Consider the following 26,041-nt stretch of genomic DNA (forward strand, 5'->3'; position numbering starts at 1 on the left):
CCCACGATACGGCGGCGGGCGCAATACGACGCACGGCGTTCCGCCACCCAACGAGAAAGACAGAGGCAGAGCGAAGTACAACAACTGTCCAGGGCACCCAACCGGCGCCCCGCCTTTGTCTCATGTAGTCCAAGTTAAAGGAGACACTTTCCATGCCCCGCGATCCCCGTCATGACGTGCTGTTCGAGCCGATCCAGATTGGCCCCAAGACCCTGCGCAACCGCTTCTATCAGGTTCCGCACTGTATCGGCGCAGGCAGCAACCTGCCGGGCTTTCAGGCGGCGCACCGCTCGATGAAGGCTGAAGGCGGATGGGCCGCGATGAACACCGAATACTGCTCGATCCACCCCGAGTCGGACGACACGCACCGTCTGTCGGCGCGTATCTGGGACGAAGGCGATGTGCGCAACCTCCGTGCGATGACGGAAGAGGTCCACAAATACGGCGCGCTGGCGGGCATCGAAATGTGGTACGGCGGCGCGCACGCCCCCTGCATGGAAAGCCGCGCAACGCCGCGCGGTCCGAGCCAGTACGCGTCCGAGTTCGAAACGCTCACGTACTGCAAGGAGATGGATCTCGACGACATCCGCGACGTCCAGCAGTTCTACGTCGACGCGGCGCTGCGCGCCCGCGATGCCGGCTTCGACATCGTCTACGTGTACGGCGCGCACTCCTACCTGCCGCTGCAATTCCTTTCGCCGTACTACAACAAGCGCACCGACGGCTACGGCGGCTCGCTCGAAAACCGCGCGCGCTTCTGGCTCGAAACGCTGGAAAAAGTGCGCCGCGCAGTGGGCAGCGACTGCGCGATCGCGACGCGCTTCGCCGTCGACTCGCTGTACGGCAGCGGCGGCATCGAAGTCGAGAAGGACGGCATGAAGTTCGTCGAGATGGCCGATTCGCTGGTCGACCTGTGGGACGTCGATGTGGGTGACATCGCCGAATGGGGCGAAGACGCCGGCCCGTCGCGCTTCAATTTGCAGGGCCACCAGATTCCGTGGACGCGCTTTATCAAGCAGGTTTCGAAGAAACCCGTGCTCGGCGTCGGCCGTTTCACCGACCCTGAAAAGATGACCGAGATCGTCACCAAGGGAATCGCCGACATCATCGGCGCGGCCCGTCCGTCGATTGCCGATCCGTTCCTGCCGAAGAAAGTCGACGAAGGCCGCATCGACGATATCCGCGTCTGCATTGGCTGCAATGTGTGCATCTCGCGCTGGGAAATCGGCGGCCCGCCGATGATCTGCACGCAGAACGCGACAGCCGGCGAAGAGTATCGCCGCGGCTGGCATCCGGAAAAATTCGCCGAGTGCGGCTCGAACGATTCCGTCCTCGTGGTCGGCGCGGGCCCGTCCGGCTCCGAATGCGCACGCGTGCTGATGCAACGCGGCTACACGGTTCACCTCGTCGATCAGGCCGACAAGATCGGCGGCCATCTGAACAGCGTGGTCACGTTGCCGGGACTCGGCGAATGGGGTTATCACCGCGACTACCGCGAGACGCAAATCACCAAGCTCCTGAAGAAGAACCGCCACAGCCAGCTTGCGCTGGGTCAGAAGCCGCTCACGGCCGACGACGTGCTCGATTACGGCGCCGAAAAGGTCGTGATCGCAACGGGCGCGCATTGGGTGGGCGACGGCACCAACTGCCTCACGCACGATCCGATTCCGGGCGCCGATGCATCGCTGCCGGACCAGCTGACACCGGAACAGGTGATCGCCGGCAAGAAGCCGATCGGCAAGCGCGTCGTCATCCTGAATGCCGACACGTACTTCATGGCGCCGAGTCTTGCCGAAAAGCTCGCCGTGGCCGGTCACGAAGTGACGATCGTCAGTGGCGTGCATCTCGCGAACTACATGCACTTCACGCTCGAATATCCGAACATGATGCGCCGCCTGCATGAACTGGGCGTGCATGAACTCGGCGACCACTTCGCAAGCCGCATCGAGCCAGGCCGCATCGAGATCTACAACATCTGGGGCGATGGCTCCCGCCGCACCTACAAGGGCGCAGGACAACTGCCGCGCGACGCGAACAAGACCCACCGCTGGCTCGAATTCGATTCGCTCGTGCTCGTGACGGGCCGCCGCTCTAACGACGGTCTGTATCGCGAACTGAAGCAACGCCAGGGCGAATGGGACGGCAAGGGCATCAAGGCCGTGTACCTGATCGGCGATGCCGAAGCGCCGCGCCTGATTGCGGACGCGACCTTCACGGGCCACCGCGTCGCGCGTGAGATCGAAGAGAAGAACGCCCAGATCCCACTGCCGTACAAGCGTGAAGTGGCCGTCTGGGGCACGCCGCACAAACCCGGCGGTACCTTCGAGATCGTCTACAAGAAGTAAGCGGCTGCACACGGCAGTCTGAACGCCACGCGCATCGCGCCATGCGGGTCATCCGGATCGGGTGGCCCGCACGGCGAGTGCCTTGGCGCAGGATCCCCTTTACTCTTTCAACGGACGAGCCCATGTCGAGCGCAGCGACTTTCGACCCCGTCAACGTCACCCGGATCCTCTTCGAGGGCTTCCCCACGTTCGCGATCGTGCTGTTCTATCTGGCCGGCGTCGCCGCGATGGCCGCGTTCGCATGGGGCGTCTACATCCAGGTGCGCAAGTACCGGCGCGGCAAGCCCGTAACCGGTCCCATCGATCTGCGAGCGCGTGTCGGCGCGATGGTGCGGGTCGTGCTCAATCACCGCACGATCGCGCGCCGCGACCCGGCGGCAGGCCGCGCGCACCGCTTCATTTTCTACGGCTTCGCGGTTCTGTTTGCCGGCACGGCCACCGTCACGGTCGACTACGACATCACGGCGCGCTTTCTCGGCTTTCACTTCTGGAACGGCAACTTCTATCTGTTTTTCAAGCTGGCGATGAACCTCGCCGGCCTGTCGCTGATTGGCGGTCTGATCTACATGATGGTGCGGCGCGGCTGGATCAAGCCGCCGAAACTCAATTACGCACGCCCCGACCGGCAGCCGGGCGACCCCGACTACGACCGCAGCGGATATCGCCGCGAAGACTGGGCGTTCCTGTGGTCGCTCGTGTTGATCGGTATTACGGGCTTCGTGCTGAGCGGGTTGCGGCTGGTTTGGCTGCAGGATCGCGCCATCGTGTGGGAGACGCGCTGGTGGTCGCCCGTTGCCGCCCTGCTCGCCGAGATCATGCGCGGCGCGGGACTCAGCGCTTCGGCCGCCTACGCGCTGCGCACGGGCCTGTGGTGGTTCCACGGCGCGCTCGCCCTCACCTTCATTGCGCTGATTCCGTACACGAAGGTCAAGCACATCTTCACCGCGAGCGGGTCGCTTCTGATGCGCGATCCTCTCGCTGCGCAGCGCCTGCCGAAAGTCGAACCGGACGCCGAGCGCGCCGGCTACAAGACCATCACCGACTTCACATGGAAGCATCTGCTCAATCTCGATGCCTGCACCAAATGCGGCCGCTGTCATGAAGCCTGCCCCGCCCGCGCAGTGGGTGCGCCGTTGTCGCCACGCGACGTGATCCTGTCGCTGCGCGAATTCGCGAACGATGCGCTGGAGAAAAACACGCTGCCCGAAGAAGTGAAGCTCGACGTGCATGGCAAGGACATCGGCCAGGTGTTCATGGAAACGATCTGGTCGTGCCGGACCTGCATGGCGTGCGTCGAGATCTGCCCCGTTGCCGTCGAGCACGTACCCATCATCGTGCAGCTGCGCCGCAAGCTGGTTGAAGACGGTGAAATGGAACCGCAGGTGCAAAAGACGCTGCAGGCGATCCACAAGAATGGCAACTCGTTCAACGAATCGAAGCGCAAACGCGCCGCGTGGACCAAGACCCTGCCGTTCACGATCAAGGACGCACGCAAGGAGCCCGTCGATCTGCTGTGGTTCGTCGGCGACTATGCGTCGTTCGATCCGCGCAACCAGCGCGTCACGCAGGCCTTTGCGACGCTGCTGCACAATTCAGGCGTGGATTTCGGCCTGCTGTTCGAAGGCGAATCGAATGCGGGCAACGACGTACGGCGCGTCGGCGAAGAAGGCCTGTATGAATTGCTCGCCGCGCAGAACATCGCGACGCTCGGCACCTCACAATTCGGCCGCATCATCACGACGGACCCGCACTCGTACAACACGATCCGCAACGAGTACCCGGACTTCGGCGGAAATTTCGAAATCGAGCATTACACGAGTGTGGTGGCCCGCATGCTGGCCGAAGGCAAGATGCGCCCGAAGCGCAAGCTCGGCTATCGCGTGACCTTCCATGATCCGTGCCATCTTGGCCGCTTCAACAAGGGCTATGACGCGCCGCGCCAGATCATCGAAGCACTCGGATGCGAGCTGGTCGAAATGGGCCGCTCGCGCGACAACTCTTTCTGCTGTGGCGCAGGCGGCGGACGTATCTGGATGAACGATCCCGTCGGTCAGGAGAAGCCTTCACAGAACCGTATGAAGGAAGCGGCGGCTATCGAGGGACTGGAGGTATTCGTCGTGTGCTGCCCGAAAGACCTCACGATGTTCGAGGACGCACTCAAGACGAGCGGCTACGAAGGACGCTTCATCGTGCGCGAACTGATCGAGCTGATTGCCGAGAGTCTGACGGAAGTCGACGGCAATGCCCCGCCTGCGGACGATGTCCGCGTGACGGCCGACGTCTGATGAGCGCCGCGCGATAACCGCCATGACGACCTTTCCCCGCCCTGCCGAAGCAGAACCCTGCGCCGCGAATGCGGCGCGCGAGGGTGCGCGGCTGCGTCGCCACTGGCGGGAACTGATGCGGCTCGCGCTCGACGCCTCCGATGTATTCACGTCCGCGATGCTTTACCCGCACGCGACAAGCGCGGATCGCAAGCGGCTCGAAGCCCGCATGTTCGGCTCACGCAGCGACCGGCTCGCGCTCGCGGCGTTCCCACACGCGCCTTCGGTGGCGCTCGCGCGACTTGCCACGCTCGCCGCAACGGATGCGGATGCCACGCTCGCGACGCGTCTTGCCCGCAACGCTGCGACGCCCGCCGAGGCACTGCAAACGCTCGCCGCTGCGTTCGTCACGAATCGCGCCGAGAGCGACGCCGACTATCGACGGATCGTGCAACGCGTCGCGCAACTGATCGCGCGACACCCGCTGGCGCCGCCCGCGCTGCTTGCGACGCTCGCCGCTAGCGCCGACAGCATCGAGACGTTGCGCTCGTTGTGCGAGAACGTGGGCGTGCAGACGGATCTGCTCGCGCAACTGGCCGGCCGCGGCATTGAACCGCTGCAACGGCTGCTCGCCATTCACTTCGCGACCGATGCGCACACGCTGCATCAGCTGTGGCGGAATACGCGCGAAAGCGCAGTGCGCGCTCAGGTACTGCGCCACGCCGCGTGCCCGCTCGAGCTGTTGCGCAGCATCCCCGCGTCCAGTCCCGAGCGGCGCAGTCTCGCGTTGAACGTGCGGACCACGGGCGAAATTCTGACTGCGCTTGCGCGCGACGATGACCCCGCCGTACGGCGCGCCGCCGCTACCAATCCCACCACGCCCGCAGGCGCACTCGTTCTGCTGTGCTTCGATGCCGACACGCTGGTCCGCCGTGCGGTCGCCGTGCGTGACGACCTGCCGCTCAAGGTCGTGGATTGGCTTGCCGAAGACGGCGACGTGTGGGTGCGCAGCGGTCTCGCGCGCAATCGCGCGTGCCCGCGTATCTGGCTCGACCGGCTCGCGCGTGATCGCGAAGCGGATGTGCGCCGCTCGGTGACGCGTCACGCCTTGTGCCCGGCGCCGCTGCTCTCGCTGCTCGCGAACGACGAGGTCGCGTGGGTACGCGCGGGCGTCGCGCTGCGCAACGAGCTGCCGGGTGCCGTGCTGCACCGGCTGATACAGGACACCGATATCGACGTGCTGGCGGGCGTTGCACGCCATGGCGGCACGCCACAGGCGACGCTCTCGCGTCTTGCCGAACATGCGTCGGCCGATGTACGGCGGGCCGTCATCCTGAATCGTCATACGCATCGGCGTGTGTTGCTGCCGTTGCGCGACGAATCGTATCCGCTGCACCGCGTGCTCGTGTTCATGCATCCCAGCCTGACCGACGCGGACCGCTGGCGCATGCGCTTCGAACCTGACACGGAGGCCCGAGCGCGCATGTTCGGCCATCTGGCGAGCGCACTCGCCGCCGCTCTCGATCGCAAGCGCCAGCACAGCTTTGCCGCTGGCGCAGCCGATACACCTGAGACATGCACACATCAACTGACCACATCAGTGGAGGAGGCAGGATGAAGATACTCGTCACGATCAAGCAGGTCGCGTCACTCGATGAAGATTTCGAGCTGCGCGACGACGACCGCGATGTCGAAGCAGACTTTCATGTTTTCGACCTCAACGAATGGGATCACTACGCGCTCGAAGAAGCACTGCGTCTGAAGGAGAGCGGCAATAGCGACGCCATCGAGGTCGTGGTCGTCACCGTGGGTCCCGACCGGGCCGACGAAGAACTGCGCAAGTGTCTGGCCAAAGGCGCGGATCGCGCGATCCGCGTGTGGAGCGACGAACTGGAAGAGGCGGACCCGATCGGCATTGCCCGCGCGCTTGCAGCGCTTGCACGCCGCGAAGCCCCCGACATGATCTTCGCCGGCGTGCAGGCCTCCGACCACGCGTACGGCGCAACGGGCATGGCGCTCGCAGGCCTGCTCGACTGGCCGCACGCGGCTGTCGTGGCGGGTCTGGAATACACGCCCGGCGCGGGCACGGCGAGCGCGCGTCGCGAGCTCGAAGGCGGTGCATACGCAAATGTCACCGTGCAATGCCCTGCTGTCCTGACGCTGCAACTGGGTATCAACACGCCGCGCTACGCGTCGCTGCGCGGCATCAAGCAGGCGGCGTCACGGCCAATCGAAACCATTGCGCCCGACGCGCTCGGCTTACTCGCCGGTGAAACGGGCACGCAAGGCTCGCTCTCGCGCATCAGGCGCGTGTATGTGCCCGAACTCGGCCGCGCGCAGATGATCGAGGGCACACCAGCCGAACAGGCCGCCCGCCTCGCGGGCATCATCAAGGAATTTCGGGGGAAGCGTAATGAGCGGGATCCTGGTTATTGCTGAACATCGTCAGGGACAGTTGCGCCCTGTGAGCGTCGAAGTGATCGGCGCAGCTGTCGCGGCGCGCGAAGCGGGCGGCGAACGCGTGACGGTCGCCGTGCTGGGCGCGACGCCCGCCACGTTCGTCGAAGCGCTCAAGCTCGCGGGTGTCGACGAGATCGTCACCGTGCAGACCGCGAACGACGCGTTCGATCCTGATACCTATCAGGCTGTTGCGCACGCACTGATCGAGGCACGCAAGCCGTCGCTCGTGCTGCTGCCCCATACGATCGATACGCTGGGTTACGCCGCGCCCCTCGCGGTCAAAGGGAACTACGGCTTCACCACCGATGCGTTCGGACTGGCGCGCGACGGCGAAAGCTGGATCGCCACACGCTCCGGCTACGGGCAAAAGGTCAACATGGAGATCGAGTTTCCTGGCCGCGCCACGGTAGTCGTGACCATCCGGCCGGGCGCCTTCAAGGCCCCCGACAGCGCGGGTGCGCCCGAAGTCAGTCAGTTCGACGCCCCTGCCGTCACGCCGCGCAGCCAGCACATTTCGTTCGAGGAACCCGCCGCGAGCAGCGACGTGGATATTCCCGGCGCGGAATTCATCACGTCGATTGGCCGTGGCATTGGCGAAGAAACCCATGTCGAACAGTTCCGCGAACTTGCCAGTTCGCTGGGCGCAACGCTTGGCTGTTCGCGCCCCATCGCCGACTCCGGCTGGCTGCCCAAGGCCCATCAGGTCGGCCAGTCCGGCAAGACGGCGGCGAACTGCAAGCTCTACCTCGCTCTGGGCATCTCGGGCTCCGTGCAGCACATGGCGGGCATGAAACACGTCGAGAACATCATCGCCGTCAACACCGACCCTGAGGCGTCGATCTTCTCGATTGCGAAGTACGGCATCGTGGGTGACATCTTCGACATTGCCGAAGAACTGCGCGGACACTTCTAGGCACTCGCACTATGGAAAACCCGGAATGTGCCTGCATTCCGGGTACATAATTATTTTTCAATTGATTTAAGTTGTTAAACTCAGGTTCGCAACAAACTGGCAACAAAAACAACAAGCCACCGCTCGCACGTTCAAGACATCGCACTGCGCCACACCGCGCAGTTTATGCAGCCATGAGCCCAGGAAGAGCAGATGGTCCCTCACACAGTACTTCTCATCGACGACCACGCGTTGTTTCGCAAGGGCGTCGCGCAACTGATCCAGATGAACCCGGCGTTCGCGGTCGCGGGCGAAGCGACCTCGGGCCACGATGGCATCGAGATGGCCGTCCGGCTCAAGCCGGATGTCGTCCTGATCGACCTGAACATGCCGCGCATGAACGGTATCGAAACGCTGGAAGGCATGCGCGAAGCAGGCGTTGACGCGCGTTTCATCATGCTGACGGTATCCGACAATGAGCGCGATGTGGTGGCCGCGTTGCGCGCGGGCGCGCACGGCTATCTGTTGAAGGACATGGACCCCGAAGACCTGTGCATATCGCTGCAAAAGGCGCTCAAGGGCACGGCCGTCCTGAGCGAGTCCGTCACGGGCAGTCTCGTTCATGCGCTCTCGGGCGGCCAGCGCATTCCCGCGGCGCAGAACGATCTGACGGCACGCGAGGTCGAGGTGTTCGACCATCTGGTGGCGGGCCTGTGCAACAAGGCCATCGCGCGCAAGCTCGATATCAGCGTGGGGACGGTGAAGGTGCACGTCAAGCACGTGTTGCGCAAGCTCGATCTTCACTCGCGTCTTGAAGCCGTCCTGTGGCAGCAGGAGCACGGCTCGCGTTCGCACCACTGACACAGCGGGGCGCCTTCGCGCCGCCCTGCTTTCCCTTCATTACACCGCTTCTGCCGCGTTCGCCACGCACGCGGCAGCGCCGTGCTGCGCGCTCGCCTGCCTTGTCGCGTCGTCACTCTCGTTTACCTCTACTCCCCGGGAGGTAGTCCATCAGGGCTGATTGTCACGCCGAATTGGATTGCCAATAATGGGCTTCAATGTGGCGAGCATGTCCGCATGCATGACCGCCCGCGTTTTTCCCGGAGATGTCCACCATGTCGTCATGCCAGCCGCTCGCGGAAAAGGGTAACCAGGTCGAAGCTATCATGCGCGAGCGTGTTCGTGGCGGATTCGCTCCGAGCGCGCCCGTGGTCCGCTCATGGACGCGTTGCATCGAAGACTATGGACTCGATCCTGAAGCGTGCGTGGCGCCACCCGTGATGACAAGCGCGGAGCTTGCGCTGCGCCGCGAGCAGAGCGCCGATCTGATCGATTGCGCGAAGCTCGAAATGGCGACGCTCTATCAGCAGCTCGGCGATACCGAGCTTGCGGTCGTGATGACGGACGCCGATGGCGTCATCCTCCATCTCGCGTCGTCGCCCGAATTCGCGGGCGAAGTCGAAGACTGGGGATTGTGCGCGGGCGCCATATGGAACGAACGGGCAGCGGGCACCAACGGCATGGGCACCTGTCTCGCCGAAGGAAAAAGCATCGCCGTGCGCCAGCACGAACACTTCTACCGGCGCTACACCACGCTGACGTGCGCGGCCGCGCCCGTATTCGACGAACGCGGCACGATCGCGGGCGTGCTCGACGTCACGAGCCGCTCACCGCTATTGCAGCAACATTCGCTCGTGCTGGTCGGCATGTCCCGGCAGATGATCGAAAACCGCCTGCTCGATGCACGTCATACGCAGGCCTACCGGATCCAGTTTCACAGCCGCCCTGAGTTCGTCGGCACGCTGCACGCGGGAAAGCTCACTGTCGATGAGGACGGCACGATACTCGGCGCCAATCGCAGCGCACTCGTGCAACTAGGTTTCGTGACGCTCGATGAGATCGCAGGACAATCCGTTACCGAAATCTTCAATGCATCACTGAATGAGATCGTCGCACGCAGCGCACGCAGTTCGTTTTATCCCGTCGCGATCTATCGCACGCACGGGTCAAGCCGCTTTTTTGTCGTCGCGCAGGAACCGCGCGATCGAGCCGCGCGCGACGCGATCGCGCCGGCGCCTGCCACCGCTTCCTTCGACGACGCGGCGCCAGATCAACCCGCGACGCCCGCACCCGCCCGACGGCCAGCGCGCATCACTCGGCCCACGGGCGCATCGCGTGTCGAATTCGGCGACGCGCAGATTGCCAGCCAGTTCGATCTAGGCGCACGCGTGATCGATCGCGGCATTTCCGTGCTGGTTCACGGCGAGACGGGCAGCGGCAAGGAAGTGTTCGCCAATGCGCTGCATGCGGCAAGCGAGCGCAACAGCGGTCCGTTTGTCGCCGTCAACTGTGCTTCGTTGCCCGAACATCTGATCGAGAGCGAACTGTTCGGCTACCGTGCCGGCGCCTTTACCGGCGCGCAACGCGAAGGGCGGCGCGGCAAGATTCTGCAAGCCGATGGCGGCACGCTCTTTCTCGACGAGATCGGCGACATGCCGCTCGCGTTGCAGGCGCGCCTGTTGCGGGTGCTGGAAGAACGCGAAGTCACGCCGCTCGGTTCCGAAACCGTCGTCAAGGTGGACTTTCAACTCGTGAGTGCGAGCCACCGTGATCTCGCGGAACTGGTTGAAAGTGGTCAGTTTCGCGAGGATCTGTACTACCGCCTCAACGGTGTGATGCTCGAACTGCCTCCGCTGCGCGCGCGCAAGGACAAGCTGGCGTTGATCCGCCATCTGCTCGAAAAAGAGAACACCCCTGCCCTGCGGATTTCAGCGGACGTGCGCCAGATTCTGCTCGATAGCGACTGGCCCGGGAATATCCGCCAGCTTCGCAACGTGCTGCGCACGGCGGCCGCCCTTTGCGATGGCGATGAACTCACCACGGCTCATCTACCCGCGTGGCTCGTGCATCGGGAAAAGAACCTGCACCGTCAGCCAGCGGCCAGCACGGCATCGGTGCCGCAAGAAACCGACGACGCCGACGATGCAGAAGGCGAAGCAAGCATCGCCGCGCCGCTCAATGCGATCCTGCTGGCCGAACGCGAAGCACTGCTCGCGCTGCTGGACAAGCATCGCTGGAACGTGAGCCAGGTCGCGATCGCGCTCGGCATCACGCGCAATACGCTGTACCGCAAAATGAGGCGCGTGAACATCAAGACGTGACGCGCCTTCCTTTCACTCAATTCAGCTGGCTTGCGGGTATCTCCTGCCCGGCGATGCCGTGATCGATACGCGTTGAACCGTGCCATATGCGCGGCCCGCCTATCAGCTCCGTCAACTCGGCGATCGTGTCGATCACGCGCATGCACGGCAATTCACTCACCGGGTGGTCGCTGCTGTATCCATAGCTGACACACACCATCGGCATGCCTGCCGCCTGCGCCGCGAGCGCATCCGTCACGCAATCGCCGACAAAGAGCGTATGCGCCGGATCGACACCGAGCGCCTCGCAGGCATGCAGAAGCGGATCGGGATCGGGCTTGTGCGGCAAGCGCGCATCCCCGTCGACGATCATGTCGAACCATGCGTGCAGGCCGAAGCGCCACATCAGCGGCTCGACAAAGCGCGACTCCTTGTTGGTGACCACGCCGAGCTTGAGGCCCATGCCGCGCAAGCTGTCGAGCGTCGATTCGATGCCGGGATACAGTTGCGTCAGTTGATCTTCATGGCGGCAAAGCTGGTGGTAGCACGTCTCGTAGCGGCGCAGAACGAGATCGAGCGTCGAAGCACGTGCTTCCACACCCAACAGCGTCAACGCCCGATCGATAAGTATCGCGGAGCCGCCGCCAATCAAGGTCTGTGCAACGCCGGGCGCGAGAAGGGGAAAACCGTTTTCGGTCAGCGCCCGGTTGAGCGCATTGCCGATGTCCGGCGAGGTATGCAACAGCGTGCCGTCGAGATCGAACAGCACGGCATCGATCGGCAGATTGCGCGGCATGACTTGCATGAGTGTGTCTCCTGTTGACAGCTAGGGGGTACTTTCCGGCAGACCGTTCAGGCCGCGCGCTTCTGGCGGTCGATCATCTGCAGGATCATGGGCGTGAAGATCAGTTGCATCGCGAGCCCCATCTTGCCGCCTGGCACGACGATGACATTGGGCCGGCTCATGAAGGAGTCGTGCAGCATCGTCAGCAGATAGGGAAAGTCGATGCCCTTCGGGTTGGTAAAACGGATGACGACAAAGCTCTCGTCGGCGCTCGGAATGTCGCGGGCGGTAAAGGGGTTTGACGTGTCCACCGTCGGCACGCGCTGAAAGTTGACATGCGTACGGCTGAACTGAGGACAGATATGGTGAGCGTAGTCCGGCATCCGGCGCAAGATCGTGTCCATCACGGCTTCCTGCGAATAGCCACGCAGTGTCTTGTCCCGATGCAGCTTCTGGATCCATTCGAGGTTGATGATGGGGACGACGCCCACGAGCAGATCGGCGTGTTGCGCCACATCGATGCCGCGGCCAATGAAACCGCCGTGCAGTCCCTCGTAGAAAAGCAGATCGGTAGGCGGCTCGATGTCCGTCCACGGCCCGAACATGCCGGGTTCGAGATCGTATTCGGCAGCTTCCGCTTCGTCGTGCAGATACTTGCGCACCCGCCCGCGTCCCGTCGCCGCATACTCGCAAAACAACGCCGCGAGTTCTTCCAGCAGGTTCGCTTCCGGGCCGAAGTGGCTGAACTGGCGGCGGGTTTCCTCCGCATCTTTCATCGCGACGCGCATCGCAGCACGGTCGAAGCGATGGAATGCGTCGCCTTCGACAATCTGCGCATTGAGCTTCTCGCGCCGGAAAATGTGCTGAAAGCTGTTCATCACGGTCGTCGTCCCTGCCCCGCTCGAACCCGTTACCGCGACAATCGGATGTTTGATCGACATGCTCTCACTCCATCTTGCAGCGCTTCGCGCATGAACATCCGGCCGCCCACTGCGCGACGCGTCGGCCCGTTATCGACATGCAAACGGACGCGCGCTACACGCGCGCCTCGGGACGAAACAACGAGCGCTCGTTGAAGAGCGGCGACGTGAACGGCGCATCCTCGCCTCGCTCGTGCTCGCGGTGGTAACGCTCGATGCGCTCGACTTCGCGCTGCGTGCCGAGAAACATCGGCGTACAGCCATGCGTATCGGCCGCCACATCAAGCACCCGCACGCGCCCGGTGCTGGCGCACCCCCCCGCCTGCTCGACCAGCCACGCCAGCGCCTGCGCCTGATACAGCAACGGCTGACGCGAGGCGCGCGGCGCGCAGCGGCTTGCGCGCGGATAAAGACACAGGCCGCCGCGCAACAGCGTGCGATGCGTATCGGCGACCAGCGACGCAATCCAGCGCGTGTCGATGTCGCGCTGGCGCACGCCCGCGCTGCCGTCCCTGCACTCGCTCACATAGCGCTGCACGGGTGGCTCCCAAAATCGCTCGTTGCCGCCATTGATCGCCAGTTCGACTCCGTGTTCGGGAATGCGGATCGCCTCGTGCGTCAGTACGAATTCGCCGCGTTCGCGGCACAGCGTGAAGCCATGCGTGCCGCGCCCGACGGTGATCACGAGGAGCGTCGCCGGTCCATAGAGCGCGTAGCCGGCTGCAAGCTGTTTCGTGCCTGTGATCACACACCCGCCGCCCGCCGTGCTGGCGCCCGCGTGCCGTATCGAGAAAATGCTGCCGAGCGTCGCGTTCGAATCGGCATTGGCTGCGCCGTCGAGGGGATCGGCGAACAGCACGTACCGGCCCGACGACGTTGCGCGCACGGACTGCATGTACGGCGAAACCATGCCCGCGATCTCCGCGCTGCGCTCGCACATTGACGTCATCACATCGTTTGCGGCAACGCTCAACGCATCCTGAATCGAAGCCGTGGGTCCGCGCACGACCGTCTGCGCCGCGCCAATCGCGCCCTGCGCAATACGCGCCGCGATGGCTTCTACCGCGTGCGCGATCGCCTCGATCACGGTGCATAGTCCGGCGGCGTCAGTGGCATGCAAGCCGCCCGGTGCCGACGCGCGACGGGAAGCAAGATGGTCGGCGAGGAAACTCGACAGTGTTACTTGAGCAGGGTTCACGGTTGCCTCGTGTCGCGTTGATTGAACGGGAAGCCTGGTGCAATTCGTGCATTCATCGTGACTCCTCGATCGTCGGTTGCTTGCGATGACCCTCTGGCAAACACGGTAAGCCAGTGGACCTTCAAGAGAAATTCAGTAATTTTTATTTGCGCTGTAAGCGATGCTTATCTGCTGCGGGAGTCCTGATCATGCTTAACCTGCTCCGCAATCTCACGCTGCGCCAGTTGCAGATATTCTCGGCGGCATCCCAGTACGAGAGCTTTGCCCGCGCCGCCGAAGACCTGCACCTGACGCAGCCCGCCGTCTCGATGCAGATCAAGCAGCTCGAAGAGGCCATCGGGCTGCCGCTGTTCGAACGCATCGGCCGGCGGCTCACGCTCACGGAAGCGGGCGCCACGCTCTCGCACCACGCGAAGCGGATTCTCGGCGACATCAAGGACGCCGAAGATGCGATGCGTTCGCTCTCTTCGGCGGATGGCGGCACCATTTCCATCGGCCTTGTCAGCACCGCCCGCTACTTCATGCCACGGCAAATCTCACGTTATGCGGAGCGTTATCCGAAAGTCGATATCCGCTTTTCGATTGGCAACCGCGATGCGCTGCTGCGCCAGCTGCAAGACAACGCGATCGATCTCGCCGTAATGGGACGCCCGCCCGCCGAACTCGACGCGCACTGCGAACCGCTCGCCTACAACCCGCACGTGATCGCCGCGAGCACGACACATCCGTTCGTCGATGCACCGCGCTTCGACTTGCACGAATTGCGCCATGACACCTTCCTGATGCGTGAACCGGGGTCCGACACGGCGGCCGTCGCGATGGAAATGTTCCAGCATCATCTCTTCACACCCGCTCGAAGGCTCGCGCTCGACAGCCACGAAACCGTCAAGCAGGCCGTGGTCGCGGGCATGGGCGTGAGCGTCTTGCCGCTGCACACGCTGCGCCTCGAACTGCTGGCGCGCGAGGTGTCGATCCTGCAAGTGAACGGCACGCCCATCGATCGCGTCTGGCATGTGGTGCACATGAACGCGAAGCAGATGTCGCCCGCCTGCGTCGCCTTCCGGCGTTTCCTGATCGAGAAGACGGGCGCGTATCTGGAAGGGCAGTTCGCCGACCTCACGCCGCCCACCCATGCCGCGAGTCCCTTCGCTCAGACATGAAGCAAAGTGTCACCGATTCTGCACAAGGTTCGACAGTGCAACTCGCTGCCCGCCGGGCGTCCTGCTGGGAATTCACGCTGCGTGCGCGCACAGCGCACAGGCGCTTGAAGTCGAAGACGGCGCACATGGCATAACGCTTGCGTTGAAGGCCCCGGAACATGCACCCGTCAAGGGATTGGGGAACGCGCATATGAGCCGACATGCGATGGCTGAATCGACTGCGAAGCACACCAGCATCGTCACCGTGAATGCGCCCGGCCGGCTGCACCTGGGGTTTCTCGATCCGGGTGCGTCGTTGGGGCGACGCTTCGGCAGCCTGGGGCTCGTGATCGGTGGCATCAGCACGACGCTCGACGCACGGCTTTCTGTCGACGACGACGATCACTACACTGCCGAGCCTGGCGCTCGCGATGAGCTGCCGCGCGTGCGTGCGCACATCGAGACGCTGCGTAACCTGACGGGCAACGATGCGCCCATCGACGTGCGGCTACGGCGTACGTTGCCCGCGCATGCGGGCCTCGGCTCCGGCACGCAACTCGCGCTCACGGTCGGGCACGCGTTTGCTCGCCTGCATGGGCTAGACCTGAGCGCAACACAACTGGCGCCCGCGCTCGCGCGCGGTGCGCGCTCGGGCGTGGGTATCGCCGGGTTCGAACGGGGCGGTCTGATCGTCGATGGCGGTCCGCGTGGGCCGGGCGTGCTGCCGCCCGTGCTTGCGCGATTTGACTTCCCTTCTTCATGGCGCGTGATGCTCGTGTTCGACGAATCGCGCACAGGGCTCTCGGGACCAGCGGAGCGCCAGGCGCTCGCCGCCTTGCCGCCGTTTCCGCAGACGCTCGCCGCGCACGCCTGTCACCTGACCTTGATGCAGATCCTGCCCGCCGTCGCGGAACGCGAGTTCGCGCCGTTCGCGCAAGGCGTGAGCGCGCTGCAGGACGGCATCGGCCGCTATTTCGCCGAATCGCAAGGCGGTATCTATACCAGCCCCGCAGTCGGGCGGGTGCTCGACTGGATCGGCGCGCGCTACTGTGCGGGCGTAGGTCAGAGTTCGTGGGGACCGACGGGCTTCGCCATCATGGAATCGCAGGAAGAAGCCGAACACGCCTTGCGCTCGGCGCGCGAGGCGGCGGCAATCGACCCCGGACTGCGAGTCGAGATAGTCAGCGGACTCAACTCGGGGGCCACTGTCACCTGGGCATCGGCCCAGGATTGATCCACCCTGTTTGACGAGGAAACATGGAACGCAAACATATTCTCCACATGTTCACGCCCGGTCGGCAGATGAGCCCGTTCGATGTGAACATGGCCGTCGATGCCGGATACCAGGTCGTCGTGCCGTACACCGATGTCGATGCCAGGATGATCGGACCGCTGACCCAGGATGCCATTTTCTCGCGCGGTCCCAAAGGGGTCGCGCATACGGGCATCTTTATCGGTGGACGCGATGTGATGCTGGCCGTGGACATGCAGCGCCTGTCGCGCGAGGCCATGGTGCCGCCGTTCGAAGTCTCCGTGTTCGCTGACCCGAGCGGATCGTTCACGACGGCGGCGGCGCTCGTGGCGAGTGTCGAATGGCAATTGCGCAGTACCTTCGACACGGGTCTCGACGGCAAGCGCATTCTCGTCTTCGGCGGCACGGGACCCGTGGGGCTCATCGCCGGCGTGCTCGCCGCGCAGGCAGGCGCGCGCGTGGCACTGGCCAGCAGCCGTGGGCTCGATGCCGCGCGGGATGCATGCGAGCGTGCCGGCGCGCGCTTTGGCGCGCAACTCGAAGGCGCGGATGCGAGCCGTGCGGACGCGCTCGACGCGACCTTGAGTTCCGTCGACGTCGTATTCGCCACGGCCGCCGCTGGTGTCGAAGTGATGAGCGCGCAGCAGGTGAACCGCGCTGCCCGCCTGCTCGTGGCCGCCGATGTGAACGCCGTGCCGCCCGCAGGGATCGCGGGCGTCGGCGTGATGGACAACGGCAAGCGCCTCGGTCAGCACGACGCGCTCGGCATCGGCGCGCTCGCGATCGGCAATGTCAAGTACGAAGTGCAGCAGCGGCTCTTCATGCAGATGCTCGCCGCGAAAGAGAAGGTCTATCTCGGCTTCGACGACGCGCTCGACATGGCCCGCCGCGTGGTCACCGAGCGCTCGCCGCTCGCCACGGCCTGAGGGCATCATGTCGCCCCCTGTCGTCGTCGTTGCCTCGCTCTGCGCCCGCATGCTGGCCGAATCGGCGCGGCGCGCGGGCTGGCGCGTGATCGTGCTCGATCTGTTCGGCGACACCGATACGCGGCGCGCGTCGGGCATGTGGCATCCCATCGGCGACGCGGCGTCGTTGTCGATCGATCCGCAGCGCGTGCGCGAAGCGCTCGACACCGCAAGTCGAACGCCGAATGTGATTGGCTGGATCGCGGGCGCAGGTTTCGAAGCGCATCGCGATCTGCTCGACGACAGGCGCATCCCACTTGCAATGATCGGCAATGCGCGTGAATCGTATGATGCCGTGCGCGACCCGGCGCGATTCTTTGCGCTGCTGGACGATGCAGGCATCCCTCATCCCGAGACGCAGTGGCAAGCGCCCATCGACCCGGCGGGATGGCTCGAAAAGGACGCCAATGGGACGGGCGGCATGCATATTCGCCATGCGGCGCAGTGGCACGCAGCCGATGGCCCGACGCCATCGGGCGATGGCCGGTATTTTCAACGTCATCAGCCTGGCCGTTCGATGTCAGCGCTTTTCATTGCCGATACGCGCAAGGCCACGATCATCGGGTTCAACGAACAACTGATCGTTCCGCATGGCGGGCAGCCGTTCGTTTATGGCGGCGCGATCGGCCCTGTCGACGTGCCGGATGCCGTTCGTCAGCAGATCACAGCCGCAATCGATTCAATCGTCTCGCGCACGCGGCTCAAGGGGCTCAACAGTCTCGACTTCATTGTCGATGGCGAGCGTTGCTTCGTGCTCGAAGTCAATGCAAGACCGTCGGCCACGATGTCACTCTATGAGCGCGTCTCCAACCGTTCGCTGCTGTCGCTGCATGTGCGCGCGTGCGCAGGCGCAGCACTCGACACCGACACATCGGGCATCTATGAGCACACGGCATCGCTATGCGCAGAGCAGATCGTCTTCGCCGATCGCGACCGCACGGTGTCGCCCGAATTTGTCCAGCGCGCGCTGAATCTCGGCTGGTGCCACGACATCCCCGTCACCGGCAGTTTCATCGCGGCAGGCGCGCCGTTGTGCAGCGTATCGGCTTTCTGTGCGCACGGCACCCAGACGGCCACCGTGCGCGCCGAACTCGCCGCCCGCGCGGCAACCATCGCATCCATCGACACCACCAGGAAACCTGGCCATGCAGACCTCCTCCTCCCTCGCTGACGTTTCGACATCGGCGGCTGCGTCGTCTTCGACTCTGAGCGTCAACACACTCGTGCGGCCTTTGATCGCCAGTCTGCTGGAACGGCACGCGGAACTGGGCATCGCAGTTCAGCGCGACGCACGCGGCGTCACAATCGTCGACGCCGGTATCGACACGCCCGGCAGCGTCGCCGCCGGCATCGCGATCGGCGAAATATGCATGGGCGGCCTGGGCCGGGTCACGCTGCGTGCCGCCGCGTCACGCAACGCGGCGCACGAATGGCCGACGTTCGTCGACATCGCCAGCGCGCAACCCGTGCTGGCTTGCCTCGCCTCGCAGTACGCGGGCTGGAGCCTCGCAGCCAGCAAGGAGGAAACGGGCGGCAAGAAGTTCTTTGCGCTCGGCTCAGGACCAGCACGCGCGCTCGCCTGCAAGGAACCGCTTTTCGATGAACTGGCTTATCGCGACGTCGTGGCGACGGGCTGTCTCGTGCTCGAAGTGGACCGCGCGCCACCCGCAGTCGTCATCGAGAAGATCCTGCGCGACTGCAAGCTGCAGCCGCGCAATCTGACGCTGATTCTCACGCCGACAGCAAGCCGCGCGGGCACCACGCAAGTGGTCGCGCGCGCACTCGAAGTCGCGCTGCACAAAGCGCATGAACTGGGTTTCCCGCTCAGCGACATTGGCGAAGGTTCCGCCAGCGCGCCGTTGCCGCCGCCCGCCCAGGACCCTGTCGAAGCCATGGGCCGCACCAACGATGCGATCCTGTACGGAGGCCGTGTCCATCTCACCGTGACGGGCAGTGACGAAGCCGCCCGCGAGCTTGCGCGAGCGCTGCCCTCGTCGGCGTCGAAAGACTTTGGCCGCCCGTTTGCAGATGTATTCAAGGAGTACGAATACGATTTCTACAAGATCGATCCCGCGCTCTTCGCGCCCGCCGAAGTCTGGGTGAGCAATCTCGCCACAGGGCGCACCTTCCACGCGGGCACGACCCGTTTCGATCTTCTGCGTCCGCTCTGGCTCGAAGAGGTCTGAGATGATAGGCACCGCGCTCTGCGTCGCGATCATGACGGACGAAACCGGCTGGCATACGTCGCGCCTCAAGCGCGCACTGCGCGCACGCGGCGCGACCGGCCGCTGCATCGATCTTGCCGATTGCCGCTTCGACACCATGTACGCACCGCACGGACTCGCGATTCCGGGCTATGGGCGCGGACTGCCTGATGCCGTCATCGTGCGCGGCATCGCGGGCGGAACGTTCGAACAGGTCACCGTGCGGCTTGGCATCCTGCACGCGCTGCGGGAACTCGGCGTACCCGTCTACAACGACGCACGCGCGATCGAACGCAGCGTCGATAAATCGATGACCACGTTTCTGCTGCATCGGGCGGGCATTCCTACGCCGCCGACCTGGGTCACCGAATCCGCCCCGTTCGCACAACGCGTGCTGATGCGGGAAAGCGCCACAGGTCATGATCTCGTGATAAAGCCGCTATTTGGCTCGCAAGGCAAAGGCGTTGCACGGATCGGCGCGACTAGCGAGGGTTGTGAACCGCTGCCTGCACTGAAAGCGTATGGGCAACTCGCGTATTTGCAGCGTCTGGTCAGGCCCATCAGCACGCCCGGCTACGACTGGCGCGTGATGGTGATCGGCGGCAAGGCCGTGACTGCCATGCGCAGGGTCAGCGAACACTGGGTGCATAACGTCGCACAAGGCGCACGCTGCGAAGCGGCGGAACTCGACGAACCGCTCGCGACACTCGCCGAACGCGCCAGCGCCGCGCTCGGACTCGACTACGCGGGCGTCGACCTGATTCCGTGCGACGACAATCCGTACTGCGCGACTGTCATCGAAGTCAATGGCGTCGCGGCGTGGCGCGGGCTGCAAACGGTGACACCGTTCGATATCGCGGGCTGTATCGTCGATGATCTGTTGAACCGCCGGATGGCGCTTGCGGATCAAGCAAGCCACGTCAAGGAAGTCGCGTGATGTTCGATGCCCGCCCTCATCTGATCGAGGAAGCGTTCGTGTGGGCGTGCACGCTCGACGTCGCGTGTGCAAAGCCCGGCAACGTCAGCTTCGGCGCGCCCGGCCACAGGATGACGGCCGATCTCTTCATCGCCAGCGCACAAGCGGCTAGTGCTGCGTTGACGGGTCGAGGCACTTCGGTGGGTGAGCGGATCGAACGCGCGGTGAGTCTGTCGATGGGCGCCGCCGGGTGCAATACCAACCTGGGTATCGTGTTGCTGTGCGCGCCGCTCGCGCACGCGTTCGAAGCGATGCAGCCAATGGACGCCACACCCACCGCGCACGATACCCGCCTCGCGATACGCGCAACGCTCTCCCGTCTGGATATCGCGGATGCATGCGCCGCCTATCGCGCGATTGCGCTCGCCAATCCGGGCGGTCTCGGCGACGCGCCCAGCCAGAATGTCGGGACCGAACCGACCGTTGATCTGCTCAGCGCGATGGCGCTCGCGAGCGACCGCGACAGCATCGCGCGGCAATACGCGAACGGTTTCGTCGATGTGCTCGGATTTGGACTCATGCAGTTTCGCGCCGGATTGGATGATGGACCCGTCGATCAGCCGCGTCTGTTGCGAGCGGTGCTCAGAACCTGGCTTGGCTTTCTATCGCACTGGCCCGACTCGCATATCACGCGCAAGCACGGTATCGCGCTTGCGCGGCAGGTCAGCGACGATGCCCGCGCATGGCACGCTCAGACCGCGCTGGACCCCGTCAAGCTCGCCGCATGGGACAACGTGCTGAAACGCGACGGCATCAATCCGGGCACGAGCGCGGATCTCACGGTCGCGACGCTGTTTGCGGCCGCTTGCCTCGACCCGTCACTACTGCGCGTTGCCTGCGCGCCAGCCGAAAGCTGCATATAGGTGCGGGCACGCGAAGTCCGCGCATACCGCACGTGCTTCACGCATGCAGTGCTCACGGCCATCGCACGGTTCGCTCGATCGTCACGCCCACCGCTTTCACGTTCGCGAACTTGTTCGGCTTGGCAAGCGACACGCGCACCCAGTGCGCGCCAAAATCGACGAGCAGCATCTGCGCGACCGACTCCGCCAGCGCCTCCAGCAATTGCATCTTGTGCGCGGCGAGCAGCGACTCCAACGCAGTGTGCACCTTGCTGTAATCGATCGTATCGCCGATCCGGTCCGTGTCGCAGGCGTGACTGTGCGGCACGCCTGCCCACAGATCCATGCGCACGGGTTGCCGGTCGTGCAGTTCGTCGGGATCGATGCCGATCACCGTCTCGCCCTCAAAGCCTTCGATAAAGATGAGGTCCATCTCGGATGAAGCGAGATGCGGCCGCTCAATCACATTCCTGTCGATCACGTTCATTGGGGTTCCTCATAGACGGTCCGTCGCGTCTTCTCATGCAAGAAGCGGCCCAGGCACGAATGTCGCAAGCGGAATGTCGCAAGCAATTGACACGAACGCCCTCGCAGGAACCCACACGCATCGCGCAAGCACGCCACGCCGCCGCATCAGGCACGAGTCCCGGCCGGCAAGACAGCGCGTCACGCGGCAAGAGATTGATGACGAGGGGTCGCAATATGTATCGCAAACTGAACAACCTGGCTGCCGGACCGACCATGACCCACACGCGCTCCTTGCCCTACGACATCGAATCCGCTCCAGCCCGCTTTGCGTGGGCGGTGACGGGCTCCGGTCACGGGCTGGTCGAATCGCTGGAGATCGCGGCCACGCTTCTGCCGCACGTCGATCTGTTCCTGTCGCGCGCGGCGCAAGAGGTACTGCCGCTGTACCAGATCGACCTCGCGCAACTCAAGCAGCGCTTCCGGGTATTCCGCGACAACAGCGCGAGCGCCGTGCCCGTCGGGATGCTATACGACGAGACGCGCTATCACACGGTCGTCGTCGCGCCCGCCACCAGCAACACCGTCGCCAAATGCGCGTTCGGCATCTCCGACACGCTGCCGACCAACATGTTCGCGCAGGCGGGCAAGCTGGGCATCCCGGGCATCGTGTTCGCATGCGATACCCAGCCTGTCGTCGTGACGAAGAGTCCGCTCGACTGGGTAGAACTGCGGCCACGCAATATCGAACTCGACAACGTAGCGCGCTTGAGGCAGATCGATCATTGCCACGTCGTGTGCTCGCTCGACGAACTGCGCGCCGCGCTCGACGCACGCATCGCCGACATTCGCATCTCGACGGGCGCACCCGACCCGTGCTGCGCGAGCGCCTGATGGAACACATCGTCTTCCTCACAGGCCGCCTTGCGCAACCGGGACTCGAACGCGTGTTGCACAGTCTCGCGCCAGCGCCATTCAGCTGGGAGATTCGCGAGATCGGCCTTCAGGTCGCGGCGCTCATGACAGCGGATATGATCCGCCGCCGCGTCGCCGCCCCGCTTGCGGCCGACCGCGTGATCGTCCCCGGCCGATGCCGCGGCGATCTCGACGCGCTGTCCGCACACTACGGCATCCCCGTGCAGCGCGGCCCCGAAGAGCTGAAGGATCTCCCCGCATGGTTCGATTGCACGGCACGCCCCGTGGACCTGTCGAAACACGATATCGCGATCTTCGCGGAGATCGTCGATGCGCCGCGTCTCGGCGTCGATGCAATCTGCGCGCGCGCGGCGCAGTTACAGGCCGACGGCGCGGACGTGATCGACCTCGGTTGTCTGCCAGCTACGCCATTCCCGCATCTCGCCGATGCCGTCCATGCGTTGAAAGCTCAAGGGTTCAGGGTCAGCGTGGACTCGATGGATGTGAAGGAACTGGTGCGCGGCGGCCGCGCGGGCGCGGACTATCTGCTGAGCCTGACTGCCGACACGCTCTGGGTTCTCAACGAAGTCGGCTCGACGCCCGTGCTGATTCCGCGCAAGCCCGGCGATGAAGTATCGTTATACGAAGCTATCGATATGATGATGCAACAGGGCCGGCCCTTTCTCGCCGACCCGATCCTCGACCCGCTGCCCTTCGGGCTTTTGAAATCGCTCACACGCTATCAGCGGCTGCGTGAACGCTATCCCGACGCGCCGCTGCTGATGGGCACCGGCAACGTCACCGAACTCACGGAAGCCGACACCAGCGGCATCCACGCGATCCTGCTCGGCATCGGCGTTGAATTGAACATCGCGGGCATTCTCACCACGCAGGTGAGCGGCCATGCGCGCTGCGCGATACGCGAAGCCGACGTCGCCCGACGCATGATGTACGCGGCCCGCGAACTCCAGACGCTTCCCAAAGGCCTCACTGACCAGTTGATGACGGTGCACGCCAGGCGACCTTTCCCCGATACGCCCGAAGAAATCGCGGCGACGGCAGCGGCCATCCGCGACCCGAACTTCCGCGTGCAGGTATCGACTCAGGGCGTGCACGTGTACAACCGCGACGGCCATCATCTCGCCACGGATGCGTTCGCTCTGTGGCCACATCTGCATCTGGAAGCAGACGGCGCGCACGCGTTCTACATGGGTGTCGAACTCGCGCGCGCCGAACTCGCCTGGCGGCTTGGGAAGCGCTATAGCCAGGATCAGCCGCTGGAATGGGGATGCGCGAGCGAGCACGGCGCGAGCGATCTGCTCGCGCAATGTGCCCCCGGCACGACACGCAGAAAGGAAGCCTGACGATGATCCACGAAACCATAGTCACGACTCTATCGCCCGAAGGCAAACCGCATAGCGCTCCAATGGGCATACGCCACGAAGGCGACACGTTCATCCTGATGCCGTTTCTGCCATCCGCGACATTCGACAACATCGTTGCGACGGGCTGTGCCGTCGTCAACTTCACGACCGACGTACGCGTGTTTGCCGGCTGCGTCACGGGCCGCCGTACGTGGCCGACGCTTCCCGTCCATCACGTGCCGTGCGTGCGGCTCGCCGACACACTGGCGCACGCCGAACTGCGTCTGGTCTCGGTCGGCGGCGATCCGCAACGCCCCACGCTGGTCATGGAACGCGTCGCCATGTGCACGGACGCGCCGTTCACCGGTTTCAACCGCGCGCAGGGCGCTGTCATCGAAGGCGCGGTGCTCGTCAGCCGGCTCGCCATGCTGCCGCGCGAGAAAGTGGAATCGGAAATCGCGTACCTATCCATCGCCATCGACAAGACGGCTGGCCCGAGCGAACAGCAGGCCTGGCAGTGGCTGATGGAAGCGGTCGATGTCTTTTACGCGCGGCCGGCTGCGACCGCTCAAGTCTTTTCAGAGGAGGCCCTATGATTCGTATGCTCGCCAGTGTGCGCGACCTCGGCGAGGCGCGCGACGCCGCCCAGGCCGGCGCGGATCTGATCGATCTGAAGGAGCCTGGCGCGGGCGCGCTCGGCGCTGTCGCAGCGCCGCGGATCGCGCACGTCGTGCAGTCCCTGCGCGCCGAGCATCCCGGCCTGCCAATCAGCGCCGCCGTCGGCGATCTGCGTCCGGGAGACCACGCATCGCTCGAATATCGCGCGTCGCAAGTCGGACGCTGCGGCGTCGATTATGTGAAAGCAGGCATACCCGCCGATAGCGCTTCGTTCGATCTCGCACTCCGAAGCCTCACGTATATGCGAAGCATGCACTGGAATATGGTGCCCGTGCTGCTGGTGGACAACGGCCTCGATCTGCGGATCGTCGAACAGGCATGCGAACTGCGTTTTGCGGGCGTGATGGTGGATACGGCCAGCAAGCGACGCGGCGATCTGTTTCAATGCGTCCCGCTTGCCGTGCTCGACAGCATGGTGCAGATCGCCCGCGTCCACAACGTGATGGCAGGGCTGGCGGGCGCGCTGCTCAGCAAACACGTGCCGTTGATCCGCGCGCTCGGCCCCGACATCGCCGGTTTCCGCACGGCGCTGTGTGACGGGTCGCGCACCGGCCGGCTCAATGCGGCACGCGTGCGCGATCTGCGCGCGCAGCTTCTGGGCTCCGCGCGCGCGGCCAACGATACCGGCTTCGAGGTACGGGCTCAGTCGGCTGTCGCGTGAAGCAGGCGGTCGCGCACGCGCGACCCGTCGTTCCGGTTCACGATGTCGACGGGATACGGCGCGTCGCGCGTGAAGCCGGCGAACGAGCGGTCGACGATGCCCTGCGCCGCATAAGCTTCGATCGTGCATGTCGGTTCGACCTCACACGACTTCACGATCACGAGCCGCTCGGCATTCAGCCGGTTGGCGAGCCATGCGGCGAGACTGTCGGAGCTGACGTCCCACGTGGTCAACCGGTTGGGTTCCTGAAACAGCAGGTCGAGCGGCGCCCACACGGCGACGCGCCCAGCGCGCAACGCCTCGCGAATCTGCGCATCCGTCGCGGCGATCACGAGACGACGACACAGGCCCTGCATCATCAGCGCGTATTGCGCCATCCCGAGCACGGCCATGTTGTGCGCGGCGACATCGTCGAAACGCCAGACGGCCTGATGCTCGCGTGCCTGGTCGGCGAACTCGCCGCCTCCCGGCACGATCACGACCCGTCCACCGCCGAATTCGCTCAAGTGCTGCAGCCATTCTTTGAGCAACGGGTCGCGGCTCAGACTGCCGCCAATTTTCACCACCCACATAGGCG

General features: G+C 64.5%; 23 protein-coding genes. 18 read left to right on the forward strand and 5 right to left on the reverse strand.

Annotation, left to right across the window (positions count from 1 at the left end; genetic code table 11):
• Positions 1-152: 152 nt before the first annotated feature.
• The 7 genes from H1204_RS41535 to H1204_RS41565 all read left to right on the forward strand — a co-directional run bounded on the left by H1204_RS41535 (position 153) and on the right by H1204_RS41565 (position 11,122).
• Positions 153-2,345 (forward strand): FAD-dependent oxidoreductase, encoded by a 2,193-nt coding sequence (locus H1204_RS41535; protein ID WP_180735909.1) that lies wholly within the window; start codon positions 153-155, stop codon positions 2,343-2,345.
• Positions 2,346-2,467: 122 nt separating this feature from the next.
• Positions 2,468-4,630, forward strand: a complete 2,163-nt coding sequence (locus tag H1204_RS41540; RefSeq protein ID WP_180735910.1) for a heterodisulfide reductase-related iron-sulfur binding cluster — start codon at positions 2,468-2,470, stop codon at positions 4,628-4,630.
• Positions 4,631-4,652: 22 nt separating this feature from the next.
• The gene (locus H1204_RS41545; protein ID WP_180735911.1) at positions 4,653-6,227 is read left to right on the forward strand and encodes a hypothetical protein; all 1,575 of its coding nucleotides are present in this window, start codon (positions 4,653-4,655) and stop codon (positions 6,225-6,227) included.
• Complete coding sequence (locus tag H1204_RS41550) at positions 6,224-7,048, forward strand: electron transfer flavoprotein subunit beta/FixA family protein (RefSeq protein ID WP_180735912.1); 825 nt, start codon at positions 6,224-6,226, stop codon at positions 7,046-7,048. The genes H1204_RS41545 and H1204_RS41550 overlap by 4 nt, the downstream gene beginning before the upstream one ends.
• Positions 7,023-7,982: an electron transfer flavoprotein subunit alpha/FixB family protein gene (locus H1204_RS41555; RefSeq protein WP_180735913.1), complete on the forward strand. Its 960-nt coding sequence runs from the start codon at positions 7,023-7,025 to the stop codon at positions 7,980-7,982. Before H1204_RS41550 ends, H1204_RS41555 begins: the two co-directional genes overlap by 26 nt.
• Positions 7,983-8,174: 192 nt before the next feature.
• Complete coding sequence (gene narL, locus H1204_RS41560; protein WP_007730493.1) at positions 8,175-8,822, forward strand: two-component system response regulator NarL; 648 nt, start codon at positions 8,175-8,177, stop codon at positions 8,820-8,822.
• Between the two features lie 254 nt (positions 8,823-9,076).
• Positions 9,077-11,122: a sigma-54-dependent Fis family transcriptional regulator gene (locus H1204_RS41565; RefSeq protein WP_180735914.1), complete on the forward strand. Its 2,046-nt coding sequence runs from the start codon at positions 9,077-9,079 to the stop codon at positions 11,120-11,122.
• A 16-nt stretch (positions 11,123-11,138) separates the two neighbouring features.
• Here H1204_RS41565 and gph read toward each other — a convergent pair whose 3' ends face one another.
• The 3 genes from gph to H1204_RS41580 form a co-directional block, all read right to left on the reverse strand.
• Positions 11,139-11,906: a phosphoglycolate phosphatase gene (gph, locus tag H1204_RS41570; protein WP_180735915.1), complete on the reverse strand. Its 768-nt coding sequence runs from the start codon at positions 11,904-11,906 to the stop codon at positions 11,139-11,141.
• Positions 11,907-11,953: 47 nt separating this feature from the next.
• The gene (locus tag H1204_RS41575; RefSeq protein WP_180735916.1) at positions 11,954-12,826 is read right to left on the reverse strand and encodes a phosphoribulokinase; all 873 of its coding nucleotides are present in this window, start codon (positions 12,824-12,826) and stop codon (positions 11,954-11,956) included.
• 94 nt (positions 12,827-12,920) lie between these two features.
• On the reverse strand, positions 12,921-14,003 hold the full coding sequence (locus H1204_RS41580) for a class 1 fructose-bisphosphatase (protein WP_180735917.1): 1,083 nt from the start codon (positions 14,001-14,003) through the stop codon (positions 12,921-12,923).
• A gap of 188 nt (positions 14,004-14,191) precedes the next feature.
• Between H1204_RS41580 and H1204_RS41585 the strand changes: the two genes are divergently transcribed.
• The 7 genes from H1204_RS41585 (at position 14,192) to H1204_RS41615 (ending at position 21,402) form a co-directional block, all read left to right on the forward strand.
• A complete protein-coding gene (locus tag H1204_RS41585; protein ID WP_180735918.1) occupies positions 14,192-15,163 on the forward strand; it encodes a LysR substrate-binding domain-containing protein in 972 nt (323 codons plus the stop codon).
• A gap of 205 nt (positions 15,164-15,368) precedes the next feature.
• The gene (locus H1204_RS41590) at positions 15,369-16,376 is read left to right on the forward strand and encodes a beta-ribofuranosylaminobenzene 5'-phosphate synthase family protein (protein WP_180735919.1); all 1,008 of its coding nucleotides are present in this window, start codon (positions 15,369-15,371) and stop codon (positions 16,374-16,376) included.
• A gap of 23 nt (positions 16,377-16,399) precedes the next feature.
• Positions 16,400-17,320, forward strand: a complete 921-nt coding sequence (locus tag H1204_RS41595) for an NAD(P)-dependent methylenetetrahydromethanopterin dehydrogenase (RefSeq protein ID WP_180735920.1) — start codon at positions 16,400-16,402, stop codon at positions 17,318-17,320.
• Positions 17,321-17,327: 7 nt separating this feature from the next.
• Complete coding sequence (locus H1204_RS41600) at positions 17,328-18,530, forward strand: ATP-grasp domain-containing protein (RefSeq protein WP_180735921.1); 1,203 nt, start codon at positions 17,328-17,330, stop codon at positions 18,528-18,530.
• Positions 18,505-19,545, forward strand: coding sequence for a methenyltetrahydromethanopterin cyclohydrolase (gene mch / locus H1204_RS41605; RefSeq protein ID WP_180735922.1), 1,041 nt, complete (start codon positions 18,505-18,507; stop codon positions 19,543-19,545). Before H1204_RS41600 ends, mch begins: the two co-directional genes overlap by 26 nt.
• A gap of 1 nt (position 19,546) precedes the next feature.
• The gene (locus tag H1204_RS41610; protein WP_180735923.1) at positions 19,547-20,500 is read left to right on the forward strand and encodes a RimK family alpha-L-glutamate ligase; all 954 of its coding nucleotides are present in this window, start codon (positions 19,547-19,549) and stop codon (positions 20,498-20,500) included.
• Complete coding sequence (locus H1204_RS41615) at positions 20,500-21,402, forward strand: triphosphoribosyl-dephospho-CoA synthase (protein WP_180735924.1); 903 nt, start codon at positions 20,500-20,502, stop codon at positions 21,400-21,402. Before H1204_RS41610 ends, H1204_RS41615 begins: the two co-directional genes overlap by 1 nt.
• A gap of 52 nt (positions 21,403-21,454) precedes the next feature.
• On the opposite strand, the gene H1204_RS41620 is transcribed toward H1204_RS41615, so the two are convergent.
• On the reverse strand, positions 21,455-21,868 hold the full coding sequence (locus tag H1204_RS41620) for a dihydroneopterin aldolase (RefSeq protein ID WP_180735925.1): 414 nt from the start codon (positions 21,866-21,868) through the stop codon (positions 21,455-21,457).
• A gap of 254 nt (positions 21,869-22,122) precedes the next feature.
• Between H1204_RS41620 and H1204_RS41625 the strand changes: the two genes are divergently transcribed.
• Genes H1204_RS41625 through H1204_RS41640 form a run of 4 tightly spaced genes read left to right on the forward strand, consistent with a single transcriptional unit; the run spans position 22,123 to position 25,464 of the window.
• Entirely contained in the window at positions 22,123-22,740 is a 618-nt protein-coding gene (locus tag H1204_RS41625; RefSeq protein ID WP_243469129.1) for a flavoprotein, read from the forward strand.
• Entirely contained in the window at positions 22,740-24,125 is a 1,386-nt protein-coding gene (locus H1204_RS41630) for a DUF6513 domain-containing protein (RefSeq protein WP_180735927.1), read from the forward strand. Before H1204_RS41625 ends, H1204_RS41630 begins: the two co-directional genes overlap by 1 nt.
• 2 nt (positions 24,126-24,127) lie before the next feature.
• On the forward strand, positions 24,128-24,721 hold the full coding sequence (locus tag H1204_RS41635) for a DUF447 domain-containing protein (RefSeq protein ID WP_180735928.1): 594 nt from the start codon (positions 24,128-24,130) through the stop codon (positions 24,719-24,721).
• A complete protein-coding gene (locus H1204_RS41640; protein ID WP_180735929.1) occupies positions 24,718-25,464 on the forward strand; it encodes a (5-formylfuran-3-yl)methyl phosphate synthase in 747 nt (248 codons plus the stop codon). The genes H1204_RS41635 and H1204_RS41640 overlap by 4 nt, the downstream gene beginning before the upstream one ends.
• Here H1204_RS41640 and H1204_RS41645 read toward each other — a convergent pair.
• On the reverse strand, positions 25,446-26,036 hold the full coding sequence (locus tag H1204_RS41645) for an aspartate kinase (RefSeq protein WP_180735930.1): 591 nt from the start codon (positions 26,034-26,036) through the stop codon (positions 25,446-25,448). The two genes, H1204_RS41640 and H1204_RS41645, sit on opposite strands and share 19 nt — an antisense overlap.
• Between the last annotated feature and the right edge of the window lie 5 nt (positions 26,037-26,041).

Source organism: Paraburkholderia sp. PGU19 (assembly GCF_013426915.1).
Classification (GTDB): Bacteria; Pseudomonadota; Gammaproteobacteria; order Burkholderiales; family Burkholderiaceae; genus Paraburkholderia.